The 24,242-nt window shown below is 50.4% G+C and carries 23 protein-coding genes; 16 read left to right on the top strand and 7 right to left on the bottom strand.

Going from position 1 to position 24,242, the window contains the following annotated elements; all coding sequences use genetic code 11:
* Position 1: 1 nt before the first annotated feature.
* Positions 2-640: an arylformamidase gene (gene kynB / locus ACFOGI_RS13465; RefSeq protein WP_390273571.1), complete on the bottom strand. Its 639-nt coding sequence runs from the start codon at positions 638-640 to the stop codon at positions 2-4.
* On the bottom strand, positions 640-1,911 hold the full coding sequence (gene kynU / locus ACFOGI_RS13460; protein WP_390273569.1) for a kynureninase: 1,272 nt from the start codon (positions 1,909-1,911) through the stop codon (positions 640-642). The genes kynB and kynU overlap by 1 nt, the downstream gene beginning before the upstream one ends.
* Before the next feature lie 161 nt (positions 1,912-2,072).
* Between kynU and ACFOGI_RS13455 the strand changes: the two genes are divergently transcribed.
* The 5 genes from ACFOGI_RS13455 (at position 2,073) to ACFOGI_RS13435 (ending at position 8,098) form a co-directional block, all read left to right on the top strand.
* On the top strand, positions 2,073-3,245 hold the full coding sequence (locus ACFOGI_RS13455) for an aminotransferase class I/II-fold pyridoxal phosphate-dependent enzyme (RefSeq protein WP_390273566.1): 1,173 nt from the start codon (positions 2,073-2,075) through the stop codon (positions 3,243-3,245).
* A gap of 3 nt (positions 3,246-3,248) precedes the next feature.
* On the top strand, positions 3,249-4,910 hold the full coding sequence (locus ACFOGI_RS13450) for a thiamine pyrophosphate-dependent enzyme (protein ID WP_390273563.1): 1,662 nt from the start codon (positions 3,249-3,251) through the stop codon (positions 4,908-4,910).
* Between the two features lie 19 nt (positions 4,911-4,929).
* The gene (locus ACFOGI_RS13445; RefSeq protein WP_390273561.1) at positions 4,930-6,426 is read left to right on the top strand and encodes an aldehyde dehydrogenase family protein; all 1,497 of its coding nucleotides are present in this window, start codon (positions 4,930-4,932) and stop codon (positions 6,424-6,426) included.
* Between the two features lie 36 nt (positions 6,427-6,462).
* Positions 6,463-7,626: a saccharopine dehydrogenase family protein gene (locus ACFOGI_RS13440; protein ID WP_390273559.1), complete on the top strand. Its 1,164-nt coding sequence runs from the start codon at positions 6,463-6,465 to the stop codon at positions 7,624-7,626.
* 154 nt (positions 7,627-7,780) lie between these two features.
* Positions 7,781-8,098, top strand: coding sequence for a DUF3870 domain-containing protein (locus ACFOGI_RS13435; RefSeq protein ID WP_390273556.1), 318 nt, complete (start codon positions 7,781-7,783; stop codon positions 8,096-8,098).
* 87 nt (positions 8,099-8,185) lie between these two features.
* Here the strand turns inward: ACFOGI_RS13435 and ACFOGI_RS13430 are convergent, their stop codons facing one another.
* The 3 genes from ACFOGI_RS13430 to mreBH form a co-directional block, all read right to left on the bottom strand.
* Complete coding sequence (locus tag ACFOGI_RS13430) at positions 8,186-9,388, bottom strand: acyl-CoA dehydrogenase family protein (RefSeq protein ID WP_390273554.1); 1,203 nt, start codon at positions 9,386-9,388, stop codon at positions 8,186-8,188.
* Positions 9,389-9,410: 22 nt separating this feature from the next.
* Positions 9,411-10,553, bottom strand: coding sequence for a CaiB/BaiF CoA transferase family protein (locus ACFOGI_RS13425; protein WP_390273552.1), 1,143 nt, complete (start codon positions 10,551-10,553; stop codon positions 9,411-9,413).
* Positions 10,554-10,937: 384 nt separating this feature from the next.
* Positions 10,938-11,945, bottom strand: coding sequence for a rod-share determining protein MreBH (gene mreBH, locus ACFOGI_RS13420; RefSeq protein ID WP_390273649.1), 1,008 nt, complete (start codon positions 11,943-11,945; stop codon positions 10,938-10,940).
* Positions 11,946-12,389: 444 nt separating this feature from the next.
* Here mreBH and ACFOGI_RS13415 point away from each other — a divergent pair, with 444 nt between their 5' ends.
* The 5 genes from ACFOGI_RS13415 to ACFOGI_RS13395 all read left to right on the top strand — a co-directional run bounded on the left by ACFOGI_RS13415 (position 12,390) and on the right by ACFOGI_RS13395 (position 16,221).
* Positions 12,390-13,361, top strand: coding sequence for a CAP domain-containing protein (locus ACFOGI_RS13415; RefSeq protein ID WP_390273550.1), 972 nt, complete (start codon positions 12,390-12,392; stop codon positions 13,359-13,361).
* A gap of 243 nt (positions 13,362-13,604) precedes the next feature.
* Positions 13,605-14,600 (top strand): glutaminase, encoded by a 996-nt coding sequence (locus tag ACFOGI_RS13410; RefSeq protein ID WP_390273548.1) that lies wholly within the window; start codon positions 13,605-13,607, stop codon positions 14,598-14,600.
* Between the two features lie 19 nt (positions 14,601-14,619).
* A complete protein-coding gene (locus tag ACFOGI_RS13405; RefSeq protein ID WP_390273546.1) occupies positions 14,620-15,285 on the top strand; it encodes an SOS response-associated peptidase in 666 nt (221 codons plus the stop codon).
* 38 nt (positions 15,286-15,323) lie between these two features.
* Entirely contained in the window at positions 15,324-15,650 is a 327-nt protein-coding gene (locus ACFOGI_RS13400; RefSeq protein ID WP_390273544.1) for a hypothetical protein, read from the top strand.
* A 184-nt stretch (positions 15,651-15,834) separates the two neighbouring features.
* Positions 15,835-16,221, top strand: coding sequence for a hypothetical protein (locus tag ACFOGI_RS13395; RefSeq protein WP_390273542.1), 387 nt, complete (start codon positions 15,835-15,837; stop codon positions 16,219-16,221).
* Positions 16,222-16,268: 47 nt separating this feature from the next.
* On the opposite strand, the gene ACFOGI_RS13390 is transcribed toward ACFOGI_RS13395, so the two are convergent.
* On the bottom strand, positions 16,269-17,630 hold the full coding sequence (locus ACFOGI_RS13390) for an alanine/glycine:cation symporter family protein (RefSeq protein ID WP_390273540.1): 1,362 nt from the start codon (positions 17,628-17,630) through the stop codon (positions 16,269-16,271).
* Between the two features lie 155 nt (positions 17,631-17,785).
* Between ACFOGI_RS13390 and ACFOGI_RS13385 the strand changes: the two genes are divergently transcribed.
* Genes ACFOGI_RS13385 through ACFOGI_RS13375 form a run of 3 tightly spaced genes read left to right on the top strand, consistent with a single transcriptional unit; the run spans position 17,786 to position 19,430 of the window.
* Entirely contained in the window at positions 17,786-18,256 is a 471-nt protein-coding gene (locus ACFOGI_RS13385) for a low molecular weight protein-tyrosine-phosphatase (protein ID WP_390273537.1), read from the top strand.
* 14 nt (positions 18,257-18,270) lie between these two features.
* Complete coding sequence (locus ACFOGI_RS13380; protein ID WP_390273534.1) at positions 18,271-18,585, top strand: YtxH domain-containing protein; 315 nt, start codon at positions 18,271-18,273, stop codon at positions 18,583-18,585.
* Positions 18,586-18,605: 20 nt separating this feature from the next.
* Positions 18,606-19,430: a YihY/virulence factor BrkB family protein gene (locus ACFOGI_RS13375; RefSeq protein WP_390273531.1), complete on the top strand. Its 825-nt coding sequence runs from the start codon at positions 18,606-18,608 to the stop codon at positions 19,428-19,430.
* Between the two features lie 5 nt (positions 19,431-19,435).
* Here the strand turns inward: ACFOGI_RS13375 and ACFOGI_RS13370 are convergent, their stop codons facing one another.
* Positions 19,436-21,376: a heavy metal translocating P-type ATPase gene (locus ACFOGI_RS13370; protein WP_390273528.1), complete on the bottom strand. Its 1,941-nt coding sequence runs from the start codon at positions 21,374-21,376 to the stop codon at positions 19,436-19,438.
* A 238-nt stretch (positions 21,377-21,614) separates the two neighbouring features.
* Here ACFOGI_RS13370 and ACFOGI_RS13365 point away from each other — a divergent pair, with 238 nt between their 5' ends.
* From ACFOGI_RS13365 to ACFOGI_RS13355, 3 genes are read left to right on the top strand one after another with little or no spacing between them, the layout of a single operon-like run.
* Positions 21,615-22,481, top strand: coding sequence for a transporter substrate-binding domain-containing protein (locus ACFOGI_RS13365; protein ID WP_390273524.1), 867 nt, complete (start codon positions 21,615-21,617; stop codon positions 22,479-22,481).
* Positions 22,482-22,540: 59 nt separating this feature from the next.
* Positions 22,541-23,419 (top strand): transporter substrate-binding domain-containing protein, encoded by an 879-nt coding sequence (locus ACFOGI_RS13360; protein WP_390273522.1) that lies wholly within the window; start codon positions 22,541-22,543, stop codon positions 23,417-23,419.
* 12 nt (positions 23,420-23,431) lie between these two features.
* Positions 23,432-24,115, top strand: a complete 684-nt coding sequence (locus tag ACFOGI_RS13355; RefSeq protein WP_390273518.1) for an amino acid ABC transporter permease — start codon at positions 23,432-23,434, stop codon at positions 24,113-24,115.
* Positions 24,116-24,242: the final 127 nt, after the last annotated feature.

Here is a 24,242-nt window from a genome sequence, read left to right as displayed (position 1 = left end):
GCTAATCCTCCTCTCCGGGAATCGGACGGAGTACCGCACGGACCGGGCTTCCATCGGCACCATGGATGGCCAGTGGCACGGCAATCAGTTCATAGATCCCCGGACGTACCTGATCGAGCATCAGATTCTCCAGGATATTGATGCCATTCCGGTATAGGGCATGATGGGTATCGAGATCTTTGCTGTCGGCTGGGTCCACACTTGGAATATCCACGCCGAGGAGATCCACCCCCTGTTCTTTCAGGAAAGGGGCGATGTCAGGATCCAATGCCGGCATATGATCTGGAAAACGTTTTGGGTTGTTGGGCAGGGATGTATGCAGCAGGACGCGGCTGATTCCTTTGCCTGTAATCTCCTCCAAGTCTGCGGCTGTTATCGGGTTGGAATTGCTGACATCCACGACAAGCGCTTTTCCGATATAGCGATTGAGATCCATTTGGTCGATCGTCTGCCCATCCTCATCATAATGGAAGGGAGCATCGGCATGGGTTCCTGTGTGGAGGCTCGCAGTCATCTGTCCGACGTTGACACTGCCGGTCTCCTCTTTCTTATAGGTCAGTTCGAAGGAGAAGGGGGCATCCCCAGGGAAACTGGCCATGTCATTGGTCAATGGCTGAGATATATCAATCCACTTCGTCATCAGGCAATCACTCCTCGTTCATTGTCATATTGCTCATAATCTTTGTCATCCATGATGGTTCTCAATAGATCCACGGTTTTCCATACTTCTTCAAACGTGTTGTACAGGGCGACTGGGGCAAGCCGAATGCCGTTCGGTGTCCGGAAATCGGGCACCACGCCTTTCGCTTTCAATGCTTTGCAGATGGCTGCTGCCTGGGGGTGCTCGAGAAAAACATGCCCGCCTCTCTCGTTCTCCTCCCTCGAGTTGGCAATCGTGAAACCATGCCCTTTCAGCCTGTTCTCAATCAGTTGCATCAGATAGTCCGTCAAACGGAGGGATTTCCCCCGGATCCGCTCGATGCCCGCTTCACTCAGCATCTCCAGTGAACCTAGCAGTGGTGCAGCACTCAGGACATGTGGGGTGCCGATCTGATAAGCCCCTGCATCTTCAGCGGGGGAGAGTGTGTGTTCCATATCGAATTGCTTTTCTTTCGAAGAACTGAACCACCCGGCGAGACCCGGTTCTTTGCCGAAGTGCTTCTCATTCACATATAACCCAGCGACACTGCCCGGTCCTCCATTCAAATGCTTATAGGTGCACCAGAAAGCGAAATCAGCTCCCCAATCGGACAATTGATGGGGAACAGATCCGATGGAATGGCAGAGGTCAAAACCGATCGGGATGCCTCGTTTTTGTGCCTCCTTCGCCAATGCTTCCATATCGAGAATCTGTCCGCTCCGGTAAAGGACACCGGGGAGGACGATCAGGGCGATATCCTCTGTCATTGCTTCTATTATATCGGAAGTCTCCAGGGTGTTTCCATTCCTGCTTTTTACCTGCACAAGGTGCTCCTCCGGGTCCAAACCATGCAGCTTGATCTGACTCTTCAGTGCATAGATGTCGGAGGGGAAGTTCAACTCATCGGCAAGAATCTTCGTCCGCTTGCCATCTGGTCGATAGAAACTTGCTGCAAGTTGATGAAGATTGATGGTGGTGGAACCGGTGATGATGGTTTCCTCCGGCTTGGCACCAATCAAGGGAGCTGTAAATTGACCGAGTTTTTCCGATAAATAGAACCATGGATGTTCCCCTTCTGTCCACCCGTCGATGGCATGGTTCTTCCAGGAGTCCAGCAGGCTGATGACAGAAGCCTCTGCCCGTTTGGACAACAGGCCAAGCGAGTTCCCATCGAAATAGATTTTCTCTTCATCTATATAAAACTCATTCCGGAAGTCTTTGAGCTCATCGTTTTCATCCAACTGCCTTGCATAGGAACGGTCGAAACTCATAGATACACCTCTATTAAAAATATTTGTTGTCTAACATTCTAACAAATTCATGTCCTGTTTCCGTATAAATGGCAAAGTTTCTAAATAAAATGGAACAGCAGGGTTCTGTTGACCCGGTAATAGACAAGATTGATATGAAATGAACTGGAGGAGGTTATGGGATGGCCTTTATCTCCCGGCGCGTAGCCAGTCTGCCGGCCTACCTGTTTTCTGAGTTTGCCAGGAAGAAAAAAGAGCTTCAGGACAAGGGGCACGATATCATCGACCTGGGCATCGGGGCTCCGGATTTGGCTCCGCCCGTATTCATCCGTGAAAGGTTGATAGAAGAGCTGCAACATCCGGAAAACCACCGTTATTCGCCCTATAGTGGCTGTAAGGAATTCAAGGAGGCGGTTGCATCTTTTTATGAACGCCATTACCAAGTGGAATTGGATCCGGAAAAAGAGGTTCTGGCCTTGATTGGTTCCAAAGAAGGCATCGCCCATGTGATGCAGGCTGTCATTGACCCGGGGGAGAAGGTGATTGTTCCGGACCCTGGCTACCCTGTCTATGCCAAGGGCATCCATCTGGCTGGCGGAAAAGCGGTCTGTCTGCCGCTGGATTCCCGTCGTGGCTATATCCCTTGTTTTGACCGGATTGCCCCTGGAGACGCAGAGCGATCTAAATTGATGCTGCTCAACTATCCGGGCAACCCTACGGCTGCTACCGTCGAATACGATATATTCAAGCAGGCGATCACCTATGCAGAAAAACATGATCTTGCTGTAGTGAATGATGCGGCCTATGATCTTGTAACCTTCGGAGACTATCAAGCACCGAGCATTCTCCAGGTGCCCGGGTCAAAGGAGAGGGCGGTCGAATTCGGTTCCCTGTCCAAAAGCTTCAGCATGGCCGGCTGGAGAATCGGCTATGCGGTGGGGAACAGGGAAATCATCGAAGGGCTTTCCACCTTGAAGAGCAATATGGATACATCCCAGTTCCTGCCTATCCAAAAAGCTGCGGCTGAGGCGCTGAATGGTGGCTTGGAAAGTGTAGAGGAAAATAATCGGATGTATGAAAGACGGATGGAAACAATGCATGCAGGATTACAAGAAATCGGCATAAAAGCAGAAAAACCGCGGGGGACGTTATTCCTATGGGCAGAGGTGCCAGAGGGATGCGGATCCCAAGCGTTTGCAGATATGCTGTTGGAAGAAATAGGTGTGCTCGTCACTCCGGGCTCTGCCTTTGGGAAGGAAGGTGAGGGTTATTTCCGGATTGCATTGACAGTGCCGGTGGAACGGCTGAATGAAGTCATTCGCAGGTGGAAGAAACTCGGAACGGGAGGGGACTGATGGATGAAAAAGGAGGAAGATGGGAGCAGGATGTCGGCTGCACGGGCGCTAGTCGCCTGTATGGAAATAGAAGGGATCGACAGGGTGTTCTGTGTGCCGGGAGAGAGCTATCTGCCGATATTGGATGTATTGCATGATGAACCGGATATCGAAGTCGTTTCGGCGAGACAGGAGGGCGGCGCCGCATTCATGGCGGAGGCCTACGCCAAATCATCTGGAAAACCGGGAGTGGTATTCGCCACAAGGGCAGTCGGAGCGGCGAATGCCTCTATTGGCATCCATACAGCCTTCCAGGATTCGACTCCGCTTGTGGTGTTTCTCGGCCAAGTCCATCGCGGATTCAAGGGCAGGGAAGGATTCCAGGAAGCAGACCTTGGGCGTTATCTGGAAGAGTTCACGAAATGGTCGGCAGAAGTCGATGATCCGGCCCGCATGCCGGAAGTTGTCCAGCGCGCGTTCCGGGTGGCCCAGACGGGAAGACCCGGCCCTGTAGCTGTTTCACTGCCGGAGGATGTCCTGCCACTGGTGAGAGAGATGTATTTCGGTCCGAAAGTCCACCGCCCAAGCCCTGTACCGTCAGATGAAGAAACTCGGATGGTGGGAGACATCCTTGCTGATCTGAAAAAGCCGGTGATCATAGCCGGTGGAGGGATCAAGGCAGCAGGGGCAGAAGAATTGCTGGTCCGTTTTGCAGAGGCCTTCCAGATCCCGGTGGTGACGGCTTTTCGCCGGCATGATGTTTTTCCAAATGACCATCCGTATTATGCCGGCCATTTAGGCCTTGGAACGGCTCGGGAGATTCTTACGACTGTAAGGGATGCGGATGGTGTCCTGGCGTTCGGCACCAGGCTGTCAGAAGTGACCACACAGGATTATACCCTGCCACACAAAGGGCAAAAGCTGGTGCATGTCGATATCAGCGAGGAAACGATCGGGAAGGTTTTCCCGCCGGACCTCGGCATCGTTGCGGATATGAAAGAAGCACTCGGAAAATTCCTGGCGATCACGGGGGAACCTGTCTCGCCACAATGGGTGGAGGAACGGGGGCGCGCCTACCAGAATTTCAGCAGTCTAAAACCGCAGCAAGGGGATCCCATGAACAAACGGGTGATAGCCATTTTGGCAGAACAGCTGCCGGAAGATGCGATATTGACCACGGATGCCGGGAATTTCGCCGGCTGGCTCCATGCTTTCTATCCGTTCCGGCAAAAGCACAGTTTTGTCGGCCCTACTTCAGGAGCGATGGGATACGGCATGCCGGCAGCCCTTGGGGCAAAGCTTGCTTTCCCGGAAAAGACGGTGGTCTCCCTTTCCGGTGATGGCGGCTTCATGATGACCGGACAGGAATTGGAGACTGCTGTCCGCTATGATATTCCTGTCATAAGTCTCGTTTTCAATAATATGATGTATGGTACCATCCGGATGCACCAGGAAATTCACTATCCGGGGAAGGTGATCGGTACCGACCTCGGGCAGATATCCTTTACAGATTATGCCAAAAGCCTTGGTGCGGACGGATACACAACCGGAACGGAGGCGGAATTTTCGTCCGCCTTGGTACAGGCACTGCGCAATGGGCGTCCGGCTTTGATCGAAATAAAGACAGATAAGGAACGGATATCCGTTTCTTCGACCATCAGTCAGTTGCGCAATCGCAATGGATGAATATAGGGGAGGTATGGAAATGGGAGCAATAGCATTGGAGACCGATAGACTGGCCAATTTTATCAATGGGGAATGGCAAGAGGTCCAGCAGAAGACAGCGGTGGTCAATCCGGCAACAGGGGAAGAAATCGTCCAGGTGCCCCTCTCTGATCGGGCCGCCGTGGTGGAAGCGGTGCGGGCTGCGAAAAAGGCGCAGAAAGAATGGACCCTTGTGCCGGCCCCTCAGCGGGCGGAGGTGCTTTATCAAGTCGGGTATCTGATGAAAGAACGGAAGGAACGGCTTTCCCGACTCTTGACCATGGAAAACGGCAAGGTGCTCGAGGAGGCGCGTGGCGAGGTGCAGGAAGGAATTGATATGGCCTTCTATATGGCAGGCGAGGGCCGGCGGTTGTTCGGACATACTACCCCTGCCGAACTCAAGGATAAATTTGCGATGAGCCAGCGGGCACCCGTGGGAGTTGTCGGCATCATCACGCCATGGAATTTTCCAATCGCCATTGCCACATGGAAGTCGTTTCCGGCAATAGTCGCAGGGAATGCCGTCATTTGGAAGCCGGCAACAGAGACACCGATCATGGCTTATGAACTGGCAAAAATTTTCGAAGAGGCAGGTCTTCCGAAGGGGATCGTCAACGTCGTATTCGGCAAAGGTTCGGTTGTCGGGGATGCGATGGTCCACCATCCAGATATCCGGGTGATCTCCTTCACCGGCTCCAATGAGACGGGCAGGAATATTGCTGGGGAATGCGGCCGACAGCTGAAGAAAGTCTCTCTCGAGATGGGCGGAAAGAATGCAGTGATCGTCATGGATGATGCCGATCTGGACTTGGCGGTCGACGGCATCCTGTGGAGCGCCTTCGGTACGAGCGGACAGCGCTGTACGGCTTGCAGTCGGGTGATTGTTCATGAAAAGGTGAAAAAAGATCTGGAACAGCGCCTGTTGGCGAAAATGAAAACACTCACGATTGGTGACGGGCTGGATGAGGCGAACAAAGTAGGGCCGATCATCAATCAGGCGGGACTGGAAAAGATTGCGAGTTATATCGATATAGGGAAAAAGGAAGGCGCCAAGCTGCTGGCAGGCGGCCACTCACTGGAATCGGAGGCATCTCAGGGCGGATATTATTTTGCCCCGACTTTATTCACTGATGCCACGCCGGATATGCGTATATCTACCGAAGAGATATTCGGACCAGTGGTGTCGCTGATTCCTGTGAAAAGTCTGGAAGAGGCAATAGAAGCCAACAATCGGGTAGAGTATGGTCTTTCCAGCTCGATTTTCACTAGGGATGTGAACCGGGTCTTCCAGGCTCAGCGCGATTTGGATACGGGTATTGTCTATGTCAATGCCGGAACGACCGGAGCGGAGATCCATCTTCCATTCGGAGGAACAAAGGGAACTGGCAACGGCCATCGTGACTCAGGCGTCCAGGCACTCGATGTATTCACGGAATGGAAAGCCGTCTATGTGGATTACAGTGGGAAACTGCAACGTGCGCAGATTGATGTGGAATAGGGAGCACTCCAGCAAAGTCATTAAGGGGGGAATCGGATGAAAATAGGTGTCTTGGGTTCCGGTTTGATGGGCAAAGAAGCGGCAAGAGACTTGGCGGCAAGTCCCGGTGTGAAAACAGTGGGGCTGGCGGATATTGATCCGGAGCGTTCCCGGCAGGTCGTCCAGCAGTTGGGCTCTCCCAAGCTGAAGGCATACCAAGTTGATGCTTCCAATGAAGCGGAACTGGCGGCTTTCATGAAAAAATTCGACTGTATCATCAATGCCTTGTTCTATTCATTCAATGAAGTGGTGGCAAAGACTGCCATCCGGACAGGGGTCCATTCCATCGATCTGGGAGGCCATATCGGCCATATGACGGATAAGGTGCTGGCCCAGCATGAGAATGCCAAAAGGAATGGGGTCACTTTAATTCCGGATTTGGGCGTAGCACCGGGAATGATCAATATCCTGTCCGGTTTCGGTGCAGGAAAACTGGATAAGCTCTCATCCATCCGGCTGTTTGTCGGCGGGATTCCAGTGAAGCCGGAACCGCCGCTCGAATATAATCATGTGTTCTCGATGGAAGGGGTATTTGATCATTATACCGATCCGTCGTTGATCATCCGTAACGGCATGAAACAGGAAATCCCTTCCCTCTCTGAGGTGGAACGTGTGCATTTTGAACATTTCGGTCCCCTGGAGGCTTTCCATACATCGGGGGGAACTTCCACATTGTCACTATCTTATCCGGAGCTGGAAACCTTGGAATATAAGACGATCCGCTACCCAGGACATGCGGAGAAATTCCAGCTGCTGGTGGACTTGAATTTGACACGGATGGATTATCAAGTGGAAGTGGAAGGCAGGAGCATCAACCCAAGGCAGGTGCTGCTCAAAGTGCTGGATCCGATTGTGGATTTGAAGGGGAAGAGGGATGCTGTCCTGCTCCGGGTGCTGGTTGGCGGTGAACAGAATGGTTCTTCTGTCGTCCACCAGTATGAGATGACGACCTACAGGGATCCGGAGACCAATGTGACCGCTATGGCTAGGGCCACGGCAAATACGGTTTCCGTCGTCGCCCAGATGATTGCTTCAGGCACCATTCGAATGCGTGGCGTCTATCCACCGGAGAAAATCGTCCCCGGTGCCGACTATATCAAAGAAATGGCAAAACGGGGAGTGGAAATAAACGAATGTACCCTGCATGAGGAAGATAAATAAATGGAGGAAGGGCCGCCAATCTGTAGCGGTCCGCTTTTTTATTTTGGGGCTTTAACAGGAGGAGGCAGACTCACTGGTCAATCAGACTGTTTTCGTTAAGGGGTGGGGACTTCTGGTATAATACAGATAAAGATAGGGGAAGGGAAGGGGTAAAATGAATACAGTTTTTATTGCCGGACACTCCAGGCTGCCCGCCGGAATGGCCGCACAGAGCATGTATGAAACATTGACCATCACCGCAGAGATTGACAAGAAATACGCCGTGATTGTTGCAGCCAACTGCACACTGGCTACGGAGCATGGCAGGCAGTTCATTGAACATCTACTGCGTGGCTACAGTCTGCAGGATGGGATTGAGGCGCCGGTGGAAGCTGTGAAAGCCCATTATCGCGGGAAAGCCGGAAATGCGTTGGTTTCCGCGCTGAAGGATTTATATAAACAATATACCAGCTATAAAGAAGGAACGGTCTGATACATAAAACCGCTTGGGATAACTCCATCCCAAGCGGTTTCTGCTGTTCTTCCATGAGGAACCGGTCTCCAGCGTGCAACAGACCAACTACTTTACCAGCTCGCGTTCCCAGGCAGGGAGCATTTTATTGAGCGGCTTATCTTCCCGGTAACCGAGTACATATTCAGCCTGCATGACAGTGTGGATTTCACGGGTTCCTTCGTAGATGACTGGTGCTTTGGAATTCCTCAGGTAACGTTCTACCGGATATTCATCCGAGAATCCATAGGCGCCGTGCACTTGGACAGCATCATCTGCTGCTTTATTGGCGAAGTCGCATGCCTGCCATTTGGCGAGTGACGTTTCTCTTGTATTCCGTTTCCCTTGGTTTTTCAATTCGCCGGCACGATAGACGAGCAGACGGCTCATCTGCAGCCCAGCTTCCATATTGGCTATCATCTGTTGGACCAGTTGGTGTTTGCCGATCTCTTTGCCGAATGTCTTGCGCTCGTGGCAGTATTTCACACTGGCTTCCAGACAGGCGATGATCTGGCCGACAGCTCCGGCAGCTACAGTGAAACGGCCATTATCCAGGGCGGACATGGAAATCTTGAACCCTTCTCCTTCTTCGCCGAGCAGGTTCTCCTTCGGCACTTTCACGTTATCAAAGAAGATTTCCCCAGTGTTGCCGGACCGGATACCGAGCTTCCCTTTGATGGCTTTGGAAGAGAATCCTTCCCAATTCCGTTCCACGATAAATGCGGAGATCCCTTTATGGCGTTCCGATTTATCTCCGGTATAGGCGAATACAAGGAAATGATCAGCGATGTCGCAAAGGGAGATCCATGTTTTTTGACCGTTCAAAATATAATGGTCGCCATCTTTTACCGCTGTCGTCTGCATGGATGCTACGTCAGACCCGGCACCCGGCTCCGTCAGACAGAAAGCGCCGATTTTTTCTCCCTTGGCCTGTGGGGTCAGGTACTTCTTTTTCTGCTCTTCATTTCCCCATTGCAGGAGGGTCATGCTGTTCAGCCCAGTATGGACCGATACGGCCGTACGGAAGGCAGTGTCTCCGCGTTCCAGTTCTTCACAGACGATGGCAAGTGAATTATAGTCCATGCCGCTTCCACCGTATTCTTCAGGAATGCATACCCCCATCAACCCTAGTTCTGCGAGTTTCGGCAGGATCGATGAATCGAATTGTCCTTCACGGTCCCACTCTGCGATATATGGCATGATTTCCTTATCGGTAAAATTCCTGACGGTTTGGCGCAGCATTTGCTGTTCTTCGGTAAATTCAAAGTTCATATGGTTCATCTCCTTATTAGTTTTATTCGGTACGGTCAAGGATTTCCTCATTATGCTCACCGGGTTCGGGAGGCGCGTACTGGACATTGACCGGCGTACGCGACAGCTTCAATGGACTGCCGATCATGCGAATGGTGCCTGCGGTCCGATGTTCTGCCTCGATGAACATGTTCCTTGCCTTCAACTGGGGGTCTGTGGCAACCTCATCAACGGTCTGGATCGGACCGCAGGGGATTCCATGCTTTCTGCATTGTTCCAGCCAGTAGTCGGCCGGGTGTTTGCTGAACTCTGCTGCCAGCAGAGGGATCAGATCCTCCCGATGGGCGACACGGGCAGGATTGGTTTGGAACCTTTCATCCTTGCCATATTCCTCTCGTCCCATCAGACGGCATAGTGCCTGGTATTGATGGTCATTTCCTACGGCGATGACCATTTCCTTGTCGCTTGCCTGGAATGTCTGGTAGGGAACGATGTTGGCATGATGGTTTCCGAGTGCTTGCGGTACGTTGCCGGACATCAGATAATTGCTCCCGATATTGACCAGGGAACTTACAGCAGAATCATAAAGGGACAGGTCCAGCTTTTGGCCGCGGCCGGACATCGTACGCTCCAGGAGTGCTCCTTGGATACCGATGCAGGCATATAAGCCGGTAAGTATGTCGGTGATGGCCACCCCGACTTTCTGTGGGCCTGATTCAGAGTCCCCGGTGATGCTCATCAGACCGCTCATCGCCTGGATGATGAAATCATAGCCGGGCATTTGTTTATAGGGGCCAGTTTCTCCGAAGCCGGTTATGGAACAGTAGACGATTCCGGGATTGATTTTTTCCAATGTATCGTAGTCCAAGCCGAATTTTTCCATGGTTCCTGACTTGAAGTTATGGATGATGATATCACTCTCTTGGACCAGTTCCTTGATGGTTTCGACTCCTTCTTTCGTCTTCAGGTCAACCGTGATGCCTTTCTTATTGCGATTGGCGCAGAGGTAGTAGGCGCTCACGTCCTTTTGGAAAGGGGGCCCCCACTTCCGGGTATCGTCACTTCCGCCTGGCGCCTCGACTTTCAGGATTTCCGCCCCAAGATCACCGAGGATCATGGTGCAGTACGGGCCAGCAAGCACACGGGACAGGTCCAGCACTTTGATATGCTCCAACGCACCACTCATCTGCCGGCCTCCTTTCTATAAGATGGGATGAGGCTGTTCTGTCATAAAAAAACCAGCTCCAATGGATTACAGATGGATACTGTAATTCATCATGGAACTGGTTCTTACCTGTTGGGACAATTTCCGGTGTGGAATTGTGAACAGGCTAGGCAGTAGGTTTTGGTTTTGGTTTTAAAAAATGGACCCGAGTGTTCGGATCAATCATGGGAATATACGCGGAGACGCTTTGCCATGATTTAATTATCTTTATTGTACATGAATTCAGAAATATTGTAAACGGTTTCTTGGACTTTTTTTGGAAAAGGTGGGAAGGACGGATTGGAGCAGCTGTCTTTTTCCTATAGAAAACCCTGCTTCCTTATGGAGGCAGGGTTTGAAGGTTGTTTATTTCGCTGCTTTTTCCAGCTTTTCGATCATTTTAAGGGCGCGGCCGGTTCCGATGGCTACCGACTCCAGTGGATTTGGTGCCAGGTGGACAGGCACGCTGATTTCGTTGGAGAGCCAATCCTTCATGCCTTTGAGCAGGGCGCCGCCCCCGGTAAGGACGATACCGTGGTCGACAATATCTCCGCTCAGCTCAGGAGGACAACTTTCCAGTGTGGCACGGATAGTCTCCAACAGCTGTTCCAGTGATTCCCTCAAGGCAGAATGGATTTCTGTAGATGTGATGGAGACTGTCTTCGGCAAGCCTGTGACCATATCACGTCCGCGGATATCCATGGTTTCTTCCTTGTGGTCGGGGAGGGCATTGCCGATCTCCATTTTGATATTCTCCGCAGTACGTTCCCCGATGAGAACGTTATAGTTCTTGCGGATATGCTGGACGATCTCTTCATCCATTTTGTCTCCGCCTGTACGGACGGAGTTACAGGAAACAACTCCACCGAAGGAGATGATCCCTACTTCGGATGTACCTCCCCCGATATCGACGATCACATTGGCGATTGGCTCGTCTACCGGGAGGTCAGCTCCAATGGCTGCTGCCACAGGCTCTTCAATCAGATGTACCTGCTTTGCACCATAGCTGGATACAGCATTATGGATGGCACGACGCTCGACGGTCGTACTGCCGGATGGCGTACATACGACGACGGTCGGCTTTCTCATGGAAGCGCCAACCTGTTTGCTCACTTTTTTCAGTAATTCTTTCAGCATTTGGGCTGTCACATCATAGTCGGCAATGACACCGTCTTTCAATGGACGGATGGGAATGATGTTCTGAGGTGTTTTTCCTACCATTTCTTTGGCTTCCGCCCCTACAGCGACAACTTTTTTGGTATTCACGTCGATGGCCACGACAGATGGTTCGTTCAATACAACACCTTTTGATTTTGAATAGATCAGGACGTTGGCGGTACCTAAGTCAATTCCGAGTTCTGCATTAGATAACATGGGCATAAAGTGTTCCTCCAATGATGACATTTTTTCCTATATTTTTTTCGTGTCGGTTATGTTTCATAGAATGGTAGAAAAGAAAATGATATATGTTGGCAATATACGATGTTTCTTTTTCCCTACTATTAAAAGTAACGATGGTGCGACATAAAATCAAGTAACAATAACATTACAATTTCTGGGTGTTTGTAATAAAAACAGGGAATTCAGAAAGGTGTCAAGCCGTTTATTTCGACAAAATATGGTAGTTTCCCCATGTGGTGGCAAACTGCCCTCAATCTGGTTATCTAGCAATCCCTATCGGTGCAAGGGTTTTTGTATAACGAGGGGGATATTGGATTTCTGGCCAGGGGGTCTGGCAATGGCTGCCATAATTATTACAGGAAAGCCGTGCTATGATGAATTTGTCAAAAAAACAAACCCAAAAGGAGAGTGCAGCAATTGTTTAAGAAACTAAGTGTAGTCACTGCTTTATCAACAGCATTACTATTCAGTGGAGCATTCACTTCCACAGCAGATGCTTTTTCTAAAGAAGGGCAGAATGCAGGAAATAACCATAAAATCTATTACTCTGTCAACTATCTGGGAGGCAATTTCTCAGAGTCTGATATGAACAAAGTGGTAGATAAAGCATTGAGCCAGTTGAATATTGATTGGAATCAAATAGACTGGGAGAAGATCTTCAAAGAAGGCAACAAACAGGAAGACAAGCCTGAACACTCAGAAGAAACACCAGCACCTGAGCAGCCTGCAGAAGAAAAAGAAGAGCCTGCTGAACAGGAGCCGAAAGAACCTGCACAGGAAGAACAGCCACAAGCTGAAAAGCCTGAGCAACCAAAAGAAGAGCAGCCAAAGCCTGAACAAAATGAACAGCCTGAACAAAAAGAAGAACAGCCAAAGAATGAACAGCCTGAGCAGAAAGAAGAACAGCCACAACCTGAACAAGCAGAAGAGCAAGTGGAACAGCCAGAGGCACCAGCACCTCAACAGCCTGCATCTGAACAACAGGAGCAGACTCCAACTGCATCACAGGAACTGAACCAATTTGAACAGGAAGTAGTAGAACTGACCAACCAGGAAAGAGCGAAGCAAGGCTTGAGCCCATTGAAGATCGACACGGAATTGAGCAAAGTAGCCCGGGAAAAATCCCGTGACATGGCAACAAGCAACTATTTTGCCCACAACAGTCCAAACTATGGTTCTCCATTCGATATGATGAAAAGCTTCGGCATCGAGTACCGTACTGCCGGTGAAAACATTGCCAAAGGGCAGCGCACACCGGAAGAAGTGGTTAATGGATGGATGAACAGTGAAGGCCACCGTGCCAACATCCTGAATGCCGACTACACTCATATCGGTGTAGGATATGTAGAAGATGGGAACCACTGGACACAGCAGTTCATTGGCAAATAATAGATTTTCTTTTAGGAGACTGATGCGAAATCAGTCTCCTTTTTATATACCCTTTTTTTCTGGCAGATAAACCTCCTTTTGGATGCACGGCAGCTGAAGGAAACATGGCGCTGCTGTGGAAGATTGCTGCATCAATTTGAACACTATACGATTGCCCTCATAGGTTAAAGGGTAACATGCAATTAGAAGGAAAAAACGATTGTTTTCCCACTGGATACACATACTATATGCGAGGTGATCATATTGGTACAAGGTGCCACTAACTGGAATACTGAAACGACAGAGGAATGGCTGCAGCAATATATAGATGACTGGGTTGCATTCTATCGGAAACATACAAGTGATGGGGAGGTGGCATCTTATATACCTGTCCTCCAGGAAGCGAATGCCGACCATCTGGGAATTTCCATTGTCGGCAAGAATGGGACCAATATCCGCTCCGGGGATGTAGATGTTCCTTTCACCATCCAGAGTATCTCCAAGGTATTAAGCTTTATTGTGGCCTGTATGGAACGGGGCATCGGCTATGTGCTTGACCGGGTGGATGTCGAACCTACCGGAGAAGCCTTCAATTCCATCATGCATCTGGAGATGAAACAGCTGAAAAAACCTTTCAATCCCCTGGTGAACGCTGGAGCGATCACAGTGGCTTCCATGCTGGAAGGAAAGTCGTCCGACCAGAAGCTGGAATCTTTGTTCAATCTGTTGGAAAAGATGCTGGGGTACCGGCCGCATCTGGACATTGATGTCTATGAATCGGAAAGGGACACATCCATGCGGAACCGGGCAATCGGCTACTATCTGCTGGAAATGGGGTATCTGGAGGACGACCTGAATATCACATTGGAGGCCTATTTCAAGCAGTGTTCCATAGAAGTGACCATTGATGACCTGGCCAGAATCGGCATGATTTTGGCGAATGACGGATTCGACCCTTCCACAGAGGAAGAAATCATCCCGCGTCAGGTTGCCCGTCTTGCCAAGGCATTGATGTTGACCTGTGGAATGTATGATGCATCCGGAAAGTTCGCGGCATATGTCGGCATTCCCGCAAAAAGTGGAGTAGCCGGCGGGATCATCGCCCTTGCACCGGCTAGGGTCCGTGACGAGGAACTGCCATTCATTGATGGCTGTGGAATCGGCGTATACGGCCCGGCCCTGGATAAACAGGGGAACAGCATTGCGGGAATCCGGCTATTGCGGCATATTGCCAACAAATGGGATCTTAGTATATTTTAGAAGCAAGGAGGGAGAAAACATGTGCGGAAGATATACCTTGCTTGCCGATGAATTGGAGATCTTGCAGGAGTTCGGGATCGACCAGCCGGTGGAAAATTACCATCCTAGTTATAATATAGCCCCAGGGCAGGATGTGCTCGCTGTCATCCATGATGGAAACGAGAAGAGGGCAGGCTATCTGCGGTGGGGGTTGGTGCCTTCCTGGGCGGAAGATGAACGCATCGGCTATAAAATGATCAATGCCAGAAGTGAGACAGCACACAAGAAACCGAGCTTCAAACAGCTGATGTCCCGCAAGCGCTGCCTGATTGTCGCTGACAGTTTTTATGAATGGATGAAAACGGAAGAGGGAAAACAACCGAAACGGATCCAGCTGAAAGACCGCGGCTTATTCGCATTTGCCGGTCTGTGGGATAAGTGGAACCATGATGGAAAAACACTGTTCACCTGTACCATCCTTACCAAGGAAGCCAACCCTTTCATGCAGGAAATCCATCATCGGATGCCGATTATCCTGCCAAAGGAGAAAGAAGATGATTGGATCAAGCCGGAGAAAATGCCGCCGAACGAGGCGGGGGAGTTTTTGGAGTCGCTGCATGATGAGGATTTTACGGCCTATGATGTGGCCAATTATGTGAACACAGCGAAGAACAACGATGAACAATGCATTAAGCCGATTGCTTGAAGTGCTGGCTGACATGCGGCAGGAGGCGGAGGATATCCGTGGGAGCGCGTCGTTATCGGCAGGAGACGCGGGATATCCGCCGGAGCGCGTCGTTATCAGCAGGAGGGGCGGGAAATCAGCTGGAGCGCGCCGTTATCAGCAGGAGGCGCGTGGAATCGGCGGAAGCGCGTCGTTATCGGCAGGAGGCGCGTGGAATCCGCGTTAGCGCGGTGTTATCAGCAGGAGGAGCAGGAAATCCGCCGGAGCGCGGTGTTATCGGCAGGAGATGCAGGATATCCGCCGGAGCGCGTCGTAATCAGCAGGAGATGCAGGAAATCCGCGTTAGCGCGGTGTTATCGGCAGAAGGAGCAGGAAATCGGCGTTAGAGCGTCGTTATCGGCAGGAGGTGCGGGGAATCCGCGGTAGCACGGCGTTATCGGCAGGAGGCGAGTGGAATCCGCGTTAGCGCGGTGTTATCAGCAGGAGGTGCGGGGAATCCGCGGTAGCACGGCGTTATCGGCAGGAGGCGAGTGGAATCCGCGGTAGCGCGGTGTTATCAGCAGGAGGCGCGTGGAATCCGCGGTAGCACGGCGTTATCGGCAGGAGATGCAGGAAATCCGCCGGAGCGCGGTGTTATCAGCAGGAGGCGCGGGAATCCGCGGAAGCGCAGCGTTATCGGCAGGAGGAGCAGGAAATCCGCCGGAGCGCGGTGTTATCGGCAGGAGATGCAGGATATCCGCCGGAGCGCGTCGTTATCAGCAGGAGATGCAGGAAATCCGCGTTAGCGCGGTGTTATCGGCAGAAGGAGCAGGAAATCGGCTGGAGCGCGTCGTTATCGGCAGCAGGCGGAGGATATCCGCCGAAGCACATCGTTATCGGCAGGAGATGCAGGATATCCGCCGGAGACAAATCGGAGCCCAAATGAATTACCACGCACAGTCATCGGACGCTACATAAAAAAGCTGCCTCCACGTGGATGGAGGCAGCTTTTTCTATTAGAAGGATCAGGCTCCTTTTGCTTTAGCTTTCTCTTGTTCTTTTTCTTCTTTGGCTACTTTCAGGAAGCGCTTGGTTTCATAGACGACCACTCCTGAGAGACCGAGCAGTCCGATCAAGTTCGGCGCGGCCATGAGGGCGTTCATGATATCGGCGATTCCCCAGACGATATTCAGCTGTTCAATGGCCCCGTAAAATACGGCGAGTACGAAGGCGACTCGATAGATTGGGATCGCCTTGTCATTGAACAGGTAGGAGAAACACTTTTCCCCGTAATAGGACCAGCCGACCATGGTGGAGAATGCAAATAGTATAATACCGATTGTTACAACAAGTGCTCCGAAATCACCAAGGAAATAGCTGAATGACGCGGCGGTGAGGTCCCCGCCGGAAAGCTCTCCGTTTCCATACATGTTGGCCATGACGATGGTGGTACCAGTGATCGTACAGACGATGATGGTATCAAAGAATACTTGGGTCATGGATACCAACGCCTGCCGGCCGGGATAATCGGTCCGGGCTGCTGCTGCGGCGATCGGTGCGGACCCCAAACCTGCTTCATTGGAGAATACGCCGCGGGCTACACCATATCGGATGACGGTACCCAAAATCCCGCCGCCGATAGCACTGCCGGTGAATGCATCGGTGAATATCAGCCCGATGGCCTGCGGGACGATATCAAAATTCATGACCATGATGATGAGTCCTCCGAGTATGTAAAGCACAGCCATGATCGGTACGAAGAAGGCTGTTACTCTACCGATGCTTTTAATTCCGCCCAGGATGACCAATCCGACCAGTAAAGTCAGCACGATACCTGTTACCCATGTCGAGACATTGAACTCTGTTTCCAATGCACCAGCAACTGCGTTGGACTGCACCATATTGCCTATTCCGAAAGCAGCGATCGAGCCGAAAATGGCGAAAAGCACCCCAAGCCATTTTTGCTTCAGTCCGCGTTCCAGGTAATACATCGGACCTCCAGACATTTCACCTTTGCTGTTGGTGACGCGGTATTTCACCGCAAGGATTGCTTCCGAATACTTTGTCGCCATTCCAAAGAGTGCGGAAATCCACATCCAGAATACAGCTCCAGGGCCCCCGAGGACGACGGCGGTGGCGACACCGACGATATTACCGGTCCCGATCGTTGCTGCCATCGCGGTGGTCAATGCCTGATAATGGCTGATATCCCCTTTGGCTTTATTCTCCTGCTTTTCCGGGCTGAAGGACAGTTTGATTGCATATGGCAGGGTTTTGAACTGCATAAAACCCAGCCTGATCGTTAAAAATATCCCTGTCCCAATAATGAGTATGAGCATCGGCGGCCCCCATACAAAGCCGCTGATGGCGTTAATGACCTCTTGCATGATCTCCTCCCCCTTTGTTCGTATTAATACTAATATTCCGAAAAATATAATGGATTGTCAAGTGATTCTGCAAATTTAGCGGTTATCCCTGGATATTTTTTGCTTATCACCTAGATTGGTGATTATAATGTAAATAGAATTAGGGTGGTGATAAGATGATTAAGGTGCTGTTCGTCTGCCTGGGAAATATCTGCAGGTCACCAATGGCAGAAGCTGTGTTCAGGGATATGATCAACAAGGAGAACTTGGAAGGTGAAATCGAGATTGATTCCAGCGGGATCAGTGATACACATGCAGGTTCCCGTCCGCACCAGGGGACCAGAAATTTGCTGGATCAAAATAATATTTCCTATGAAGGTATTTTGTCAAGGCAGATTGAGGATAGGGATTGGGAACGGTTCGATTACATCATAGCGATGGATGAAGAAAATGTCAGCGATTTGAGGAGCCTGGACCGTCAAACGGAAGGGACCGTCGTCAAAAAGCTCATGGACTTTGTTGAAGAACCGCAGGATGTAAACGTTCCAGACCCATATTATACCGGGAATTTCGATTATACGTATCAATTGGTGCAGGAAGGATGTTCCCAATTCCTATCTTTTTTGAAAGAAAAACATGACTTATAAAGGAGAGATTGCAGATGGGTAAGCGCAGATTGTTGACAGGGATCCTTACAGGTGCCGCTGTCGGAGGAATTGTGACATTATTTGATAAACAGACAAGGGAATATACGACGGAGAAGCTGCATACAGTCAAGGAAAACTCTTCTTACTGGGCCCAGCATCCATCGGAAGCGGTACATAACGTCCGGACGGCCCTGGATAAATTCAGTGAGAGCTTTCCGGATAATGCTTCCAATGTCCTCAGTGCATTGGAATCAGCGGAAAGGCAGTTGGAGAAAGTTTCCGGAAACAGAAACGGTGAAGTGAAACAGCTCGAAGAACTCGATCAATAAGAAATGATGGGGGAGTCGGCATGAAGGATATGGTTTCGGTTGGCAAACAGGTGTATCAGAGAATGATGGAAGAGGATGTCTTCGGCCTGGCAGCACAACTGGCTTACTTTTTCCTTTTGTCACTCTTCCCTTTTTTATTGTTTCTGCTGAACCTGATCGGCTACCTGCCGGTCGATATGCAGTCGGTGATCGGGATGATCGGGGATTATGCACCAGACCAGATCATGGAGTTGATCAATACCAATGTCACCAATCTCTTGAATGAATATAATGGCGGTTTGCTGTCTGTCGGTCTCATTGGCACGCTTTGGGCGGCTTCGAATGCAATCAATGCACTTACCCGGTCGTTCAACAGAGCCTATGATGTAGGGGAGAACCGCTCTTTTTTTGTATCCAGGCTGATCGCGATCGTCCTGACTGTCGCCATGGTCTCTGTCATCTGTATTGCATTGTTATTGCCTGTATTCGGGAGGATGATCGGCGTGTACATCTTTTCCCTGTTCGGTCTGTCGGAAGGATTTCTCGCCGTTTGGGAAACATTGCGCTATGTGATTTCTTCCGTCATCTTTTTCATCGTGTTCGTTTCGCTTTACAAATTGGCGCCGAACAAGCGCATCTACTTCAAAAATTGCATTTGGGGAGCTCTCTTTGCTACCTTCAGCTGGCAGCTCGTATCCCTCGGTTTTTCCTTTTATGTCAATAACATGGGAAACTACTCCGCAACGTACGGGAGTCTGGGAGCGGTGATTGTCCTGATGATCTGGTTCTATATTTCAGGGATCATCATCATGGCTGGAGGTTTCTTGAACGCAGCCCTGCGCAAGCGCCGGCGCCCGGCCGGGTGAGGCTGCTATTGCAGCAGCCGCAGACCGTTCAGAATAACCAGGATGGTGCTCCCTTCATGGCCGATGACACCTAGTGGAAGGTCAATGACCTGGAAGAAATTCGAGAAAATCAAGACAACGATGACAGCGATGGAAAAAACGATATTCTGTTTGATTACACGATTCATCCGGCTGGATAAGCTGGTGGCACCAGTGATGCGGGACAGGTCGTTTTTCATCAGCACCATATCGGAAGTTTCGAGCGCTACATCCGTCCCTTCACCCATCGCTACGCCGATATTTGCAGTGGCGAGGGCGGGAGCGTCATTGATGCCGTCTCCGACCATAGCCACATTTCCATATTCATCCATCAGTTCTTTTACATGCTCCACTTTTTCACCAGGCAGGCAATTGGAGATATAACGATCGACTCCAACCTCTTCAGCGACCGCTCTGGCTGTAATTTCATTGTCCCCCGTCAGCATGATCGTATGAATTCCCTGCTCCTTCAGCTGTTTGATCGCCCTTTTTGTCGTGTTCCGTACGGTGTCCTTCAAGGCGAAGACACCGGCAATCCGGTTTCCTGTTTTGGCCAACACGACGGTTTTGCCCTCGGATGCCAGGTCAGCAGCAATGCCGTCCTGGAAGTTTTCCACCAGTTCTTTTCCAATGAATCCAGGCCCGCCGATTTCCCACTTCTGTCCGTCGATATAAGCAAAAACACCCTGGCCGCTGACGGTCGTCATATGATGGACATCCATTTTCGGAGCAGCGGAGAGGACGTCCTCGCCATAAGAGGTCAAGGCTGCTGCCAGTGGATGGGTGGATTCCTTTTCGATGGCAGCAACAATGGAAATGACTTTGTGTCTATCAAAATCCTTATTGAAATAGGCGTCTGTCACTACTGGTTTTCCATTCGTCAAAGTGCCTGTTTTGTCGAAAGCGATGGCATGGACATGCCCGAGATTCTCCAAGTGGACCCCGCCTTTGAACAGCACCCCGCTTCTTGCACTGTTGGAAATGGCCGAAAGTGTAGCAGGCATGATGGAAGCTACCAGGGCACAAGGGGAGGCGACAACCAGGAGGATCATCGCCCGGTAGATGCTATCCGACCAGGACCAGCCGAACAGTAGGGCAGGCATAACCATCGTCAATGCGACGGCAGCCAGGACCGCTTTTACATATTTCCCTTCGAATTTTTCAATGAACAATTGGGATGGAGATTTCTCATCTTGTGCGTTCTGGACCATCTGGATGATTTTCTGGAACAATGTATCGTCCGGTTTGGTAGTGATGGAAACCGTAATAGAACCATCCAAGGCGACAGTCCCGGCATAGACATCTTCTTTGTTCGCTTTCCGGACGGGCATCGACTCACCGGTGATGGCACTTTCATCTACGGAAGTGGCCCCTTTGATGATCTGTCCATCGGCAGGGATCCGTTCGCCTGCACGGACAAAGATGACATCGTCGACTGCCAGTTCTTTGACAGGGACAATGGATTCCTCCCCGCCTTTGAGCAGTACAGCTTCTTCCGGCTGCAGATCCATCAGGGATGCTATTTCTTTATTGCTTTTGTTCATCGTGTAGGTTTCCAATGCCCCTGATAAGGCGAAGATGAAAATGAGGATCGCGCCTTCTGTCCAATACCCGATAGCTGCTGAACCGATGGCTGCAAATATCATCAACATTTCTACATTCAGTTCTTTGGTGCGGATGGTATCCGTGATGCCTTCTTTCGCCTTGGCATAACCACCAATGACGAAGGCTGTCAGATGGAGGTTGACCCATAATGTTTGGGATAGCTGGTCTCCCATCATCCAAGCCGACAGGATGATCGCCCCGCTTACAAGGGCAGCAATGAGTTCCCCATGTTCTTTTATTTTTGCAAACAAGCTTACAGTTCTGTCTGGATCGTTGTTTTGTTCTGGTACTTCTGGTTGGAGGGCAGTTGAATCACTGGTCATAAACTCAAAGCTCCTTTCAGATTAAAATCATTATCAATTTGTACCTGTTTTAATTATAGTGTTTGCCAGCCGGAAAGTGAATACTAAATTCATAAAAATTCCGTAAATTTAAAAACCCTTGTTTTTCCTTGAAGCACATTATGGATAATACAGGAAAACAACCTTTGATTATTGTAGGGAAAACTGTTATCATAAATTTTATGAATTTTGTATAACAGGTTAGAAAAGGGGCGAAAAAATGAAGCATCTGATATATCTGCTGCTTGCAGTTACGGTTGTGTTAGCCGCTTGTGGCAGCTCCGGCAGTCAGGACGATGCAGGGGGAAACAGCCAGGATGAAAGATGGGCAGATGTCCAGCAGTCTGGCGAGTTGGTTGTAGCAACCTCAGGCACATTGTTTCCTGCTTCCTATTATGAAGGGGAAGAGGAGAATCAAGATAATCTGACCGGGTATAATGTAGAAGTGATCCGGGAAGTGGCAGAACGGCTCGACCTGGATATTTCATTCGAGATCATGGGTGTCGACAGCATGCTTACCGCCGTGAAAAATGGCCGTGCGGATGTGGCCATCAATGATATCGAGCCTACTGATACACGAAAAGAGGAGTTCAATTTCAGTGATCCATACAAGTATTCTTACACGACGATGGTTGTCCGAAAAGAAGACAATTCGGGTATCGAATCCTTGGAAGACCTGGAAGGGAAGAAGGCCGGTGGCGGGGCCACTACGGTATACAGTCAGATAGCTGAACATTATGGAGCGGAAGTCGTCACCTATGGAAATGCGCCGAATGAAGCCTATTTGACAGACGTACATAATGGTCGGACCGATGTAGTGATCAATGATTATTATCTGCAGAAATTCGGAATTGCCGAGTTTCCGGAACTCGATATCCATTTGCATCCGGACCTGCGATTCCGTCCGACAGAGCAGGCAATCGTCATTCCAAAAGGTGCAGAGGCAATGACAGAGAAAATCAATGATGCTTTGAAAGAGATGCGCCAGGATGGTACACTTTCCGAACTGGCAATAGAATTCTTTGAGGAAGATGCTTCACAGAAACCGGACGAAGAAATAGAAGAGGTAGAAGGATTGGACCTCTAAAACTGAAAGGGTCCGGGAGCCTATGGACGAACAAACTATATGATTGAGGAGGTATTCCATTGAAAAAGACATATTTTTATCTGTTCCTATTGAGTTCCTTGCTGGTACTGTTGAGTGCCTGTGGGCAATCAAATGAGCAGAGCGATAGTGGATCAGAAGAAAGTACGGATCAGAGGTGGGAGGAAATCCAGGAATCTGGAGAATTGGTGGTAGGAACGTCTGGAACCTTGATTGCTGCTTCCTATTACGAGGGGGAAGGCGAAAGCCAGGACCAGCTGACAGGCTATGATGTGGAATTGATGAGAGAGGTAGCCGAACGGTTGGGACTGGATGTTTCTTTTGAAATCATGGGCATCGACAGCATGCTCCCAGCCGTCCAAAACGGGCGGATCGATGTAGCTGCCAATGACATTGAAGCCACCGATAAGCGGAAAGAGGAGTTCAACTTCAGTGAGCCATATAAATATTCCTATACTACCATGGCTGTGAGAGAAGAGGACAATTCCGGCATCCACTCCTTGGAAGATTTGGAAGGGAAGAAGGCTGGCGGGGGTGCCACGACAATCTACAGTCAGATTGCCGAACACTTCGGGGCCGAAGTCATAACATACGGGAATGCACCGAACGAGGCATACCTGCGTGATGTACATAACGGCCGGACAGACGTCGTAATCAACGATTATTTCCTGACGAAGTTCGGTGTCGCAGGATTTCCACAATTCGATATCCATCTTCATCCTGAATTGAAATTCCATCCGACGGAACAGGCGGTAGTCATTCCGAAAGGTGCGGACAAGCTGACGGAAGAGATCAATAGTGCGCTTGAAGAGATGCGGGAAGACGGCACACTGACAGAACTGGCCATCAAATTCTATGAAGAAGACGCCTCCCGCCCTCCGGAAGAGGAGATTGAAGAGCTGGAAGGACTGGATCTGTAAGGAGAGTTGATGATGAGTGTAAATGGCTTCGATTTCGGCGGCCTGTTTGATGTGGAACTTGCCTGGCGCAGTCTGCCTTTTGTCCTGGAGGGTCTGCCGGTCACCTTGCTGATTGCAATTGCAGGGATGGCGATCGGTCTGGTGCTGGGGCTTTTCCTGGCCTTGGCGCGGGGGTCGCAGAAACTGCTTCTCCGCTGGCCGTCGAGAATCTATATCTCCTTCATGCGCGGTACGCCGATGCTTGTGTTTCTGTTCATCCTTTATTTCGGCCTGCCGGTTGTCGGTATCGAATTCAATGCCATCACGGCGGCCATTCTCGGCTTCGGCCTCAACAGTGCCGCCTATATTGCGGAAATCGACCGTTCCTCGCTGAACAGTATCGACGAGGGTCAGTGGGAATCGGCAAAGGCTTTGAACATCGGCTACTGGACGGCCTTAAGGAAAATCATCCTGCCCCAGGCCACCAGGATTGCCATTCCGCCGCTGACCAATGTATTCATGGACATCGTCAAAGCAACTTCGCTGGCAGCAGTCATTACCGTGCCGGAACTGTTCCAGAAGACGCAGATAGTCGCCGGCAGGGAATTTGATGCCATGACCATGTATCTGTTGGTTGCCTTCATCTACTGGCCGGTCTGTATCGTAATCGGGTTCATGCAGGAACGTCTGGAGAAAAGGTACAGCAGCTACTTATAGTGAAAAGAAAAATGCGGAACAACTGGAGTCATAAGTTGTTCCGCATTTTTGTGTGCCCGGCATGTGCGCACGCTTTAGGGTTCGAGTCCCGAGCGGTGAAGGTCATTGTAACCGTTAGCTAAAGGCA

The organism is Virgibacillus xinjiangensis, assembly GCF_042643145.1.
Taxonomy (GTDB): Bacteria; Bacillota; Bacilli; order Bacillales; family Amphibacillaceae; genus Virgibacillus_O; species Virgibacillus_O xinjiangensis.
This window is presented reverse-complemented; position numbering and strand designations above follow the sequence as displayed.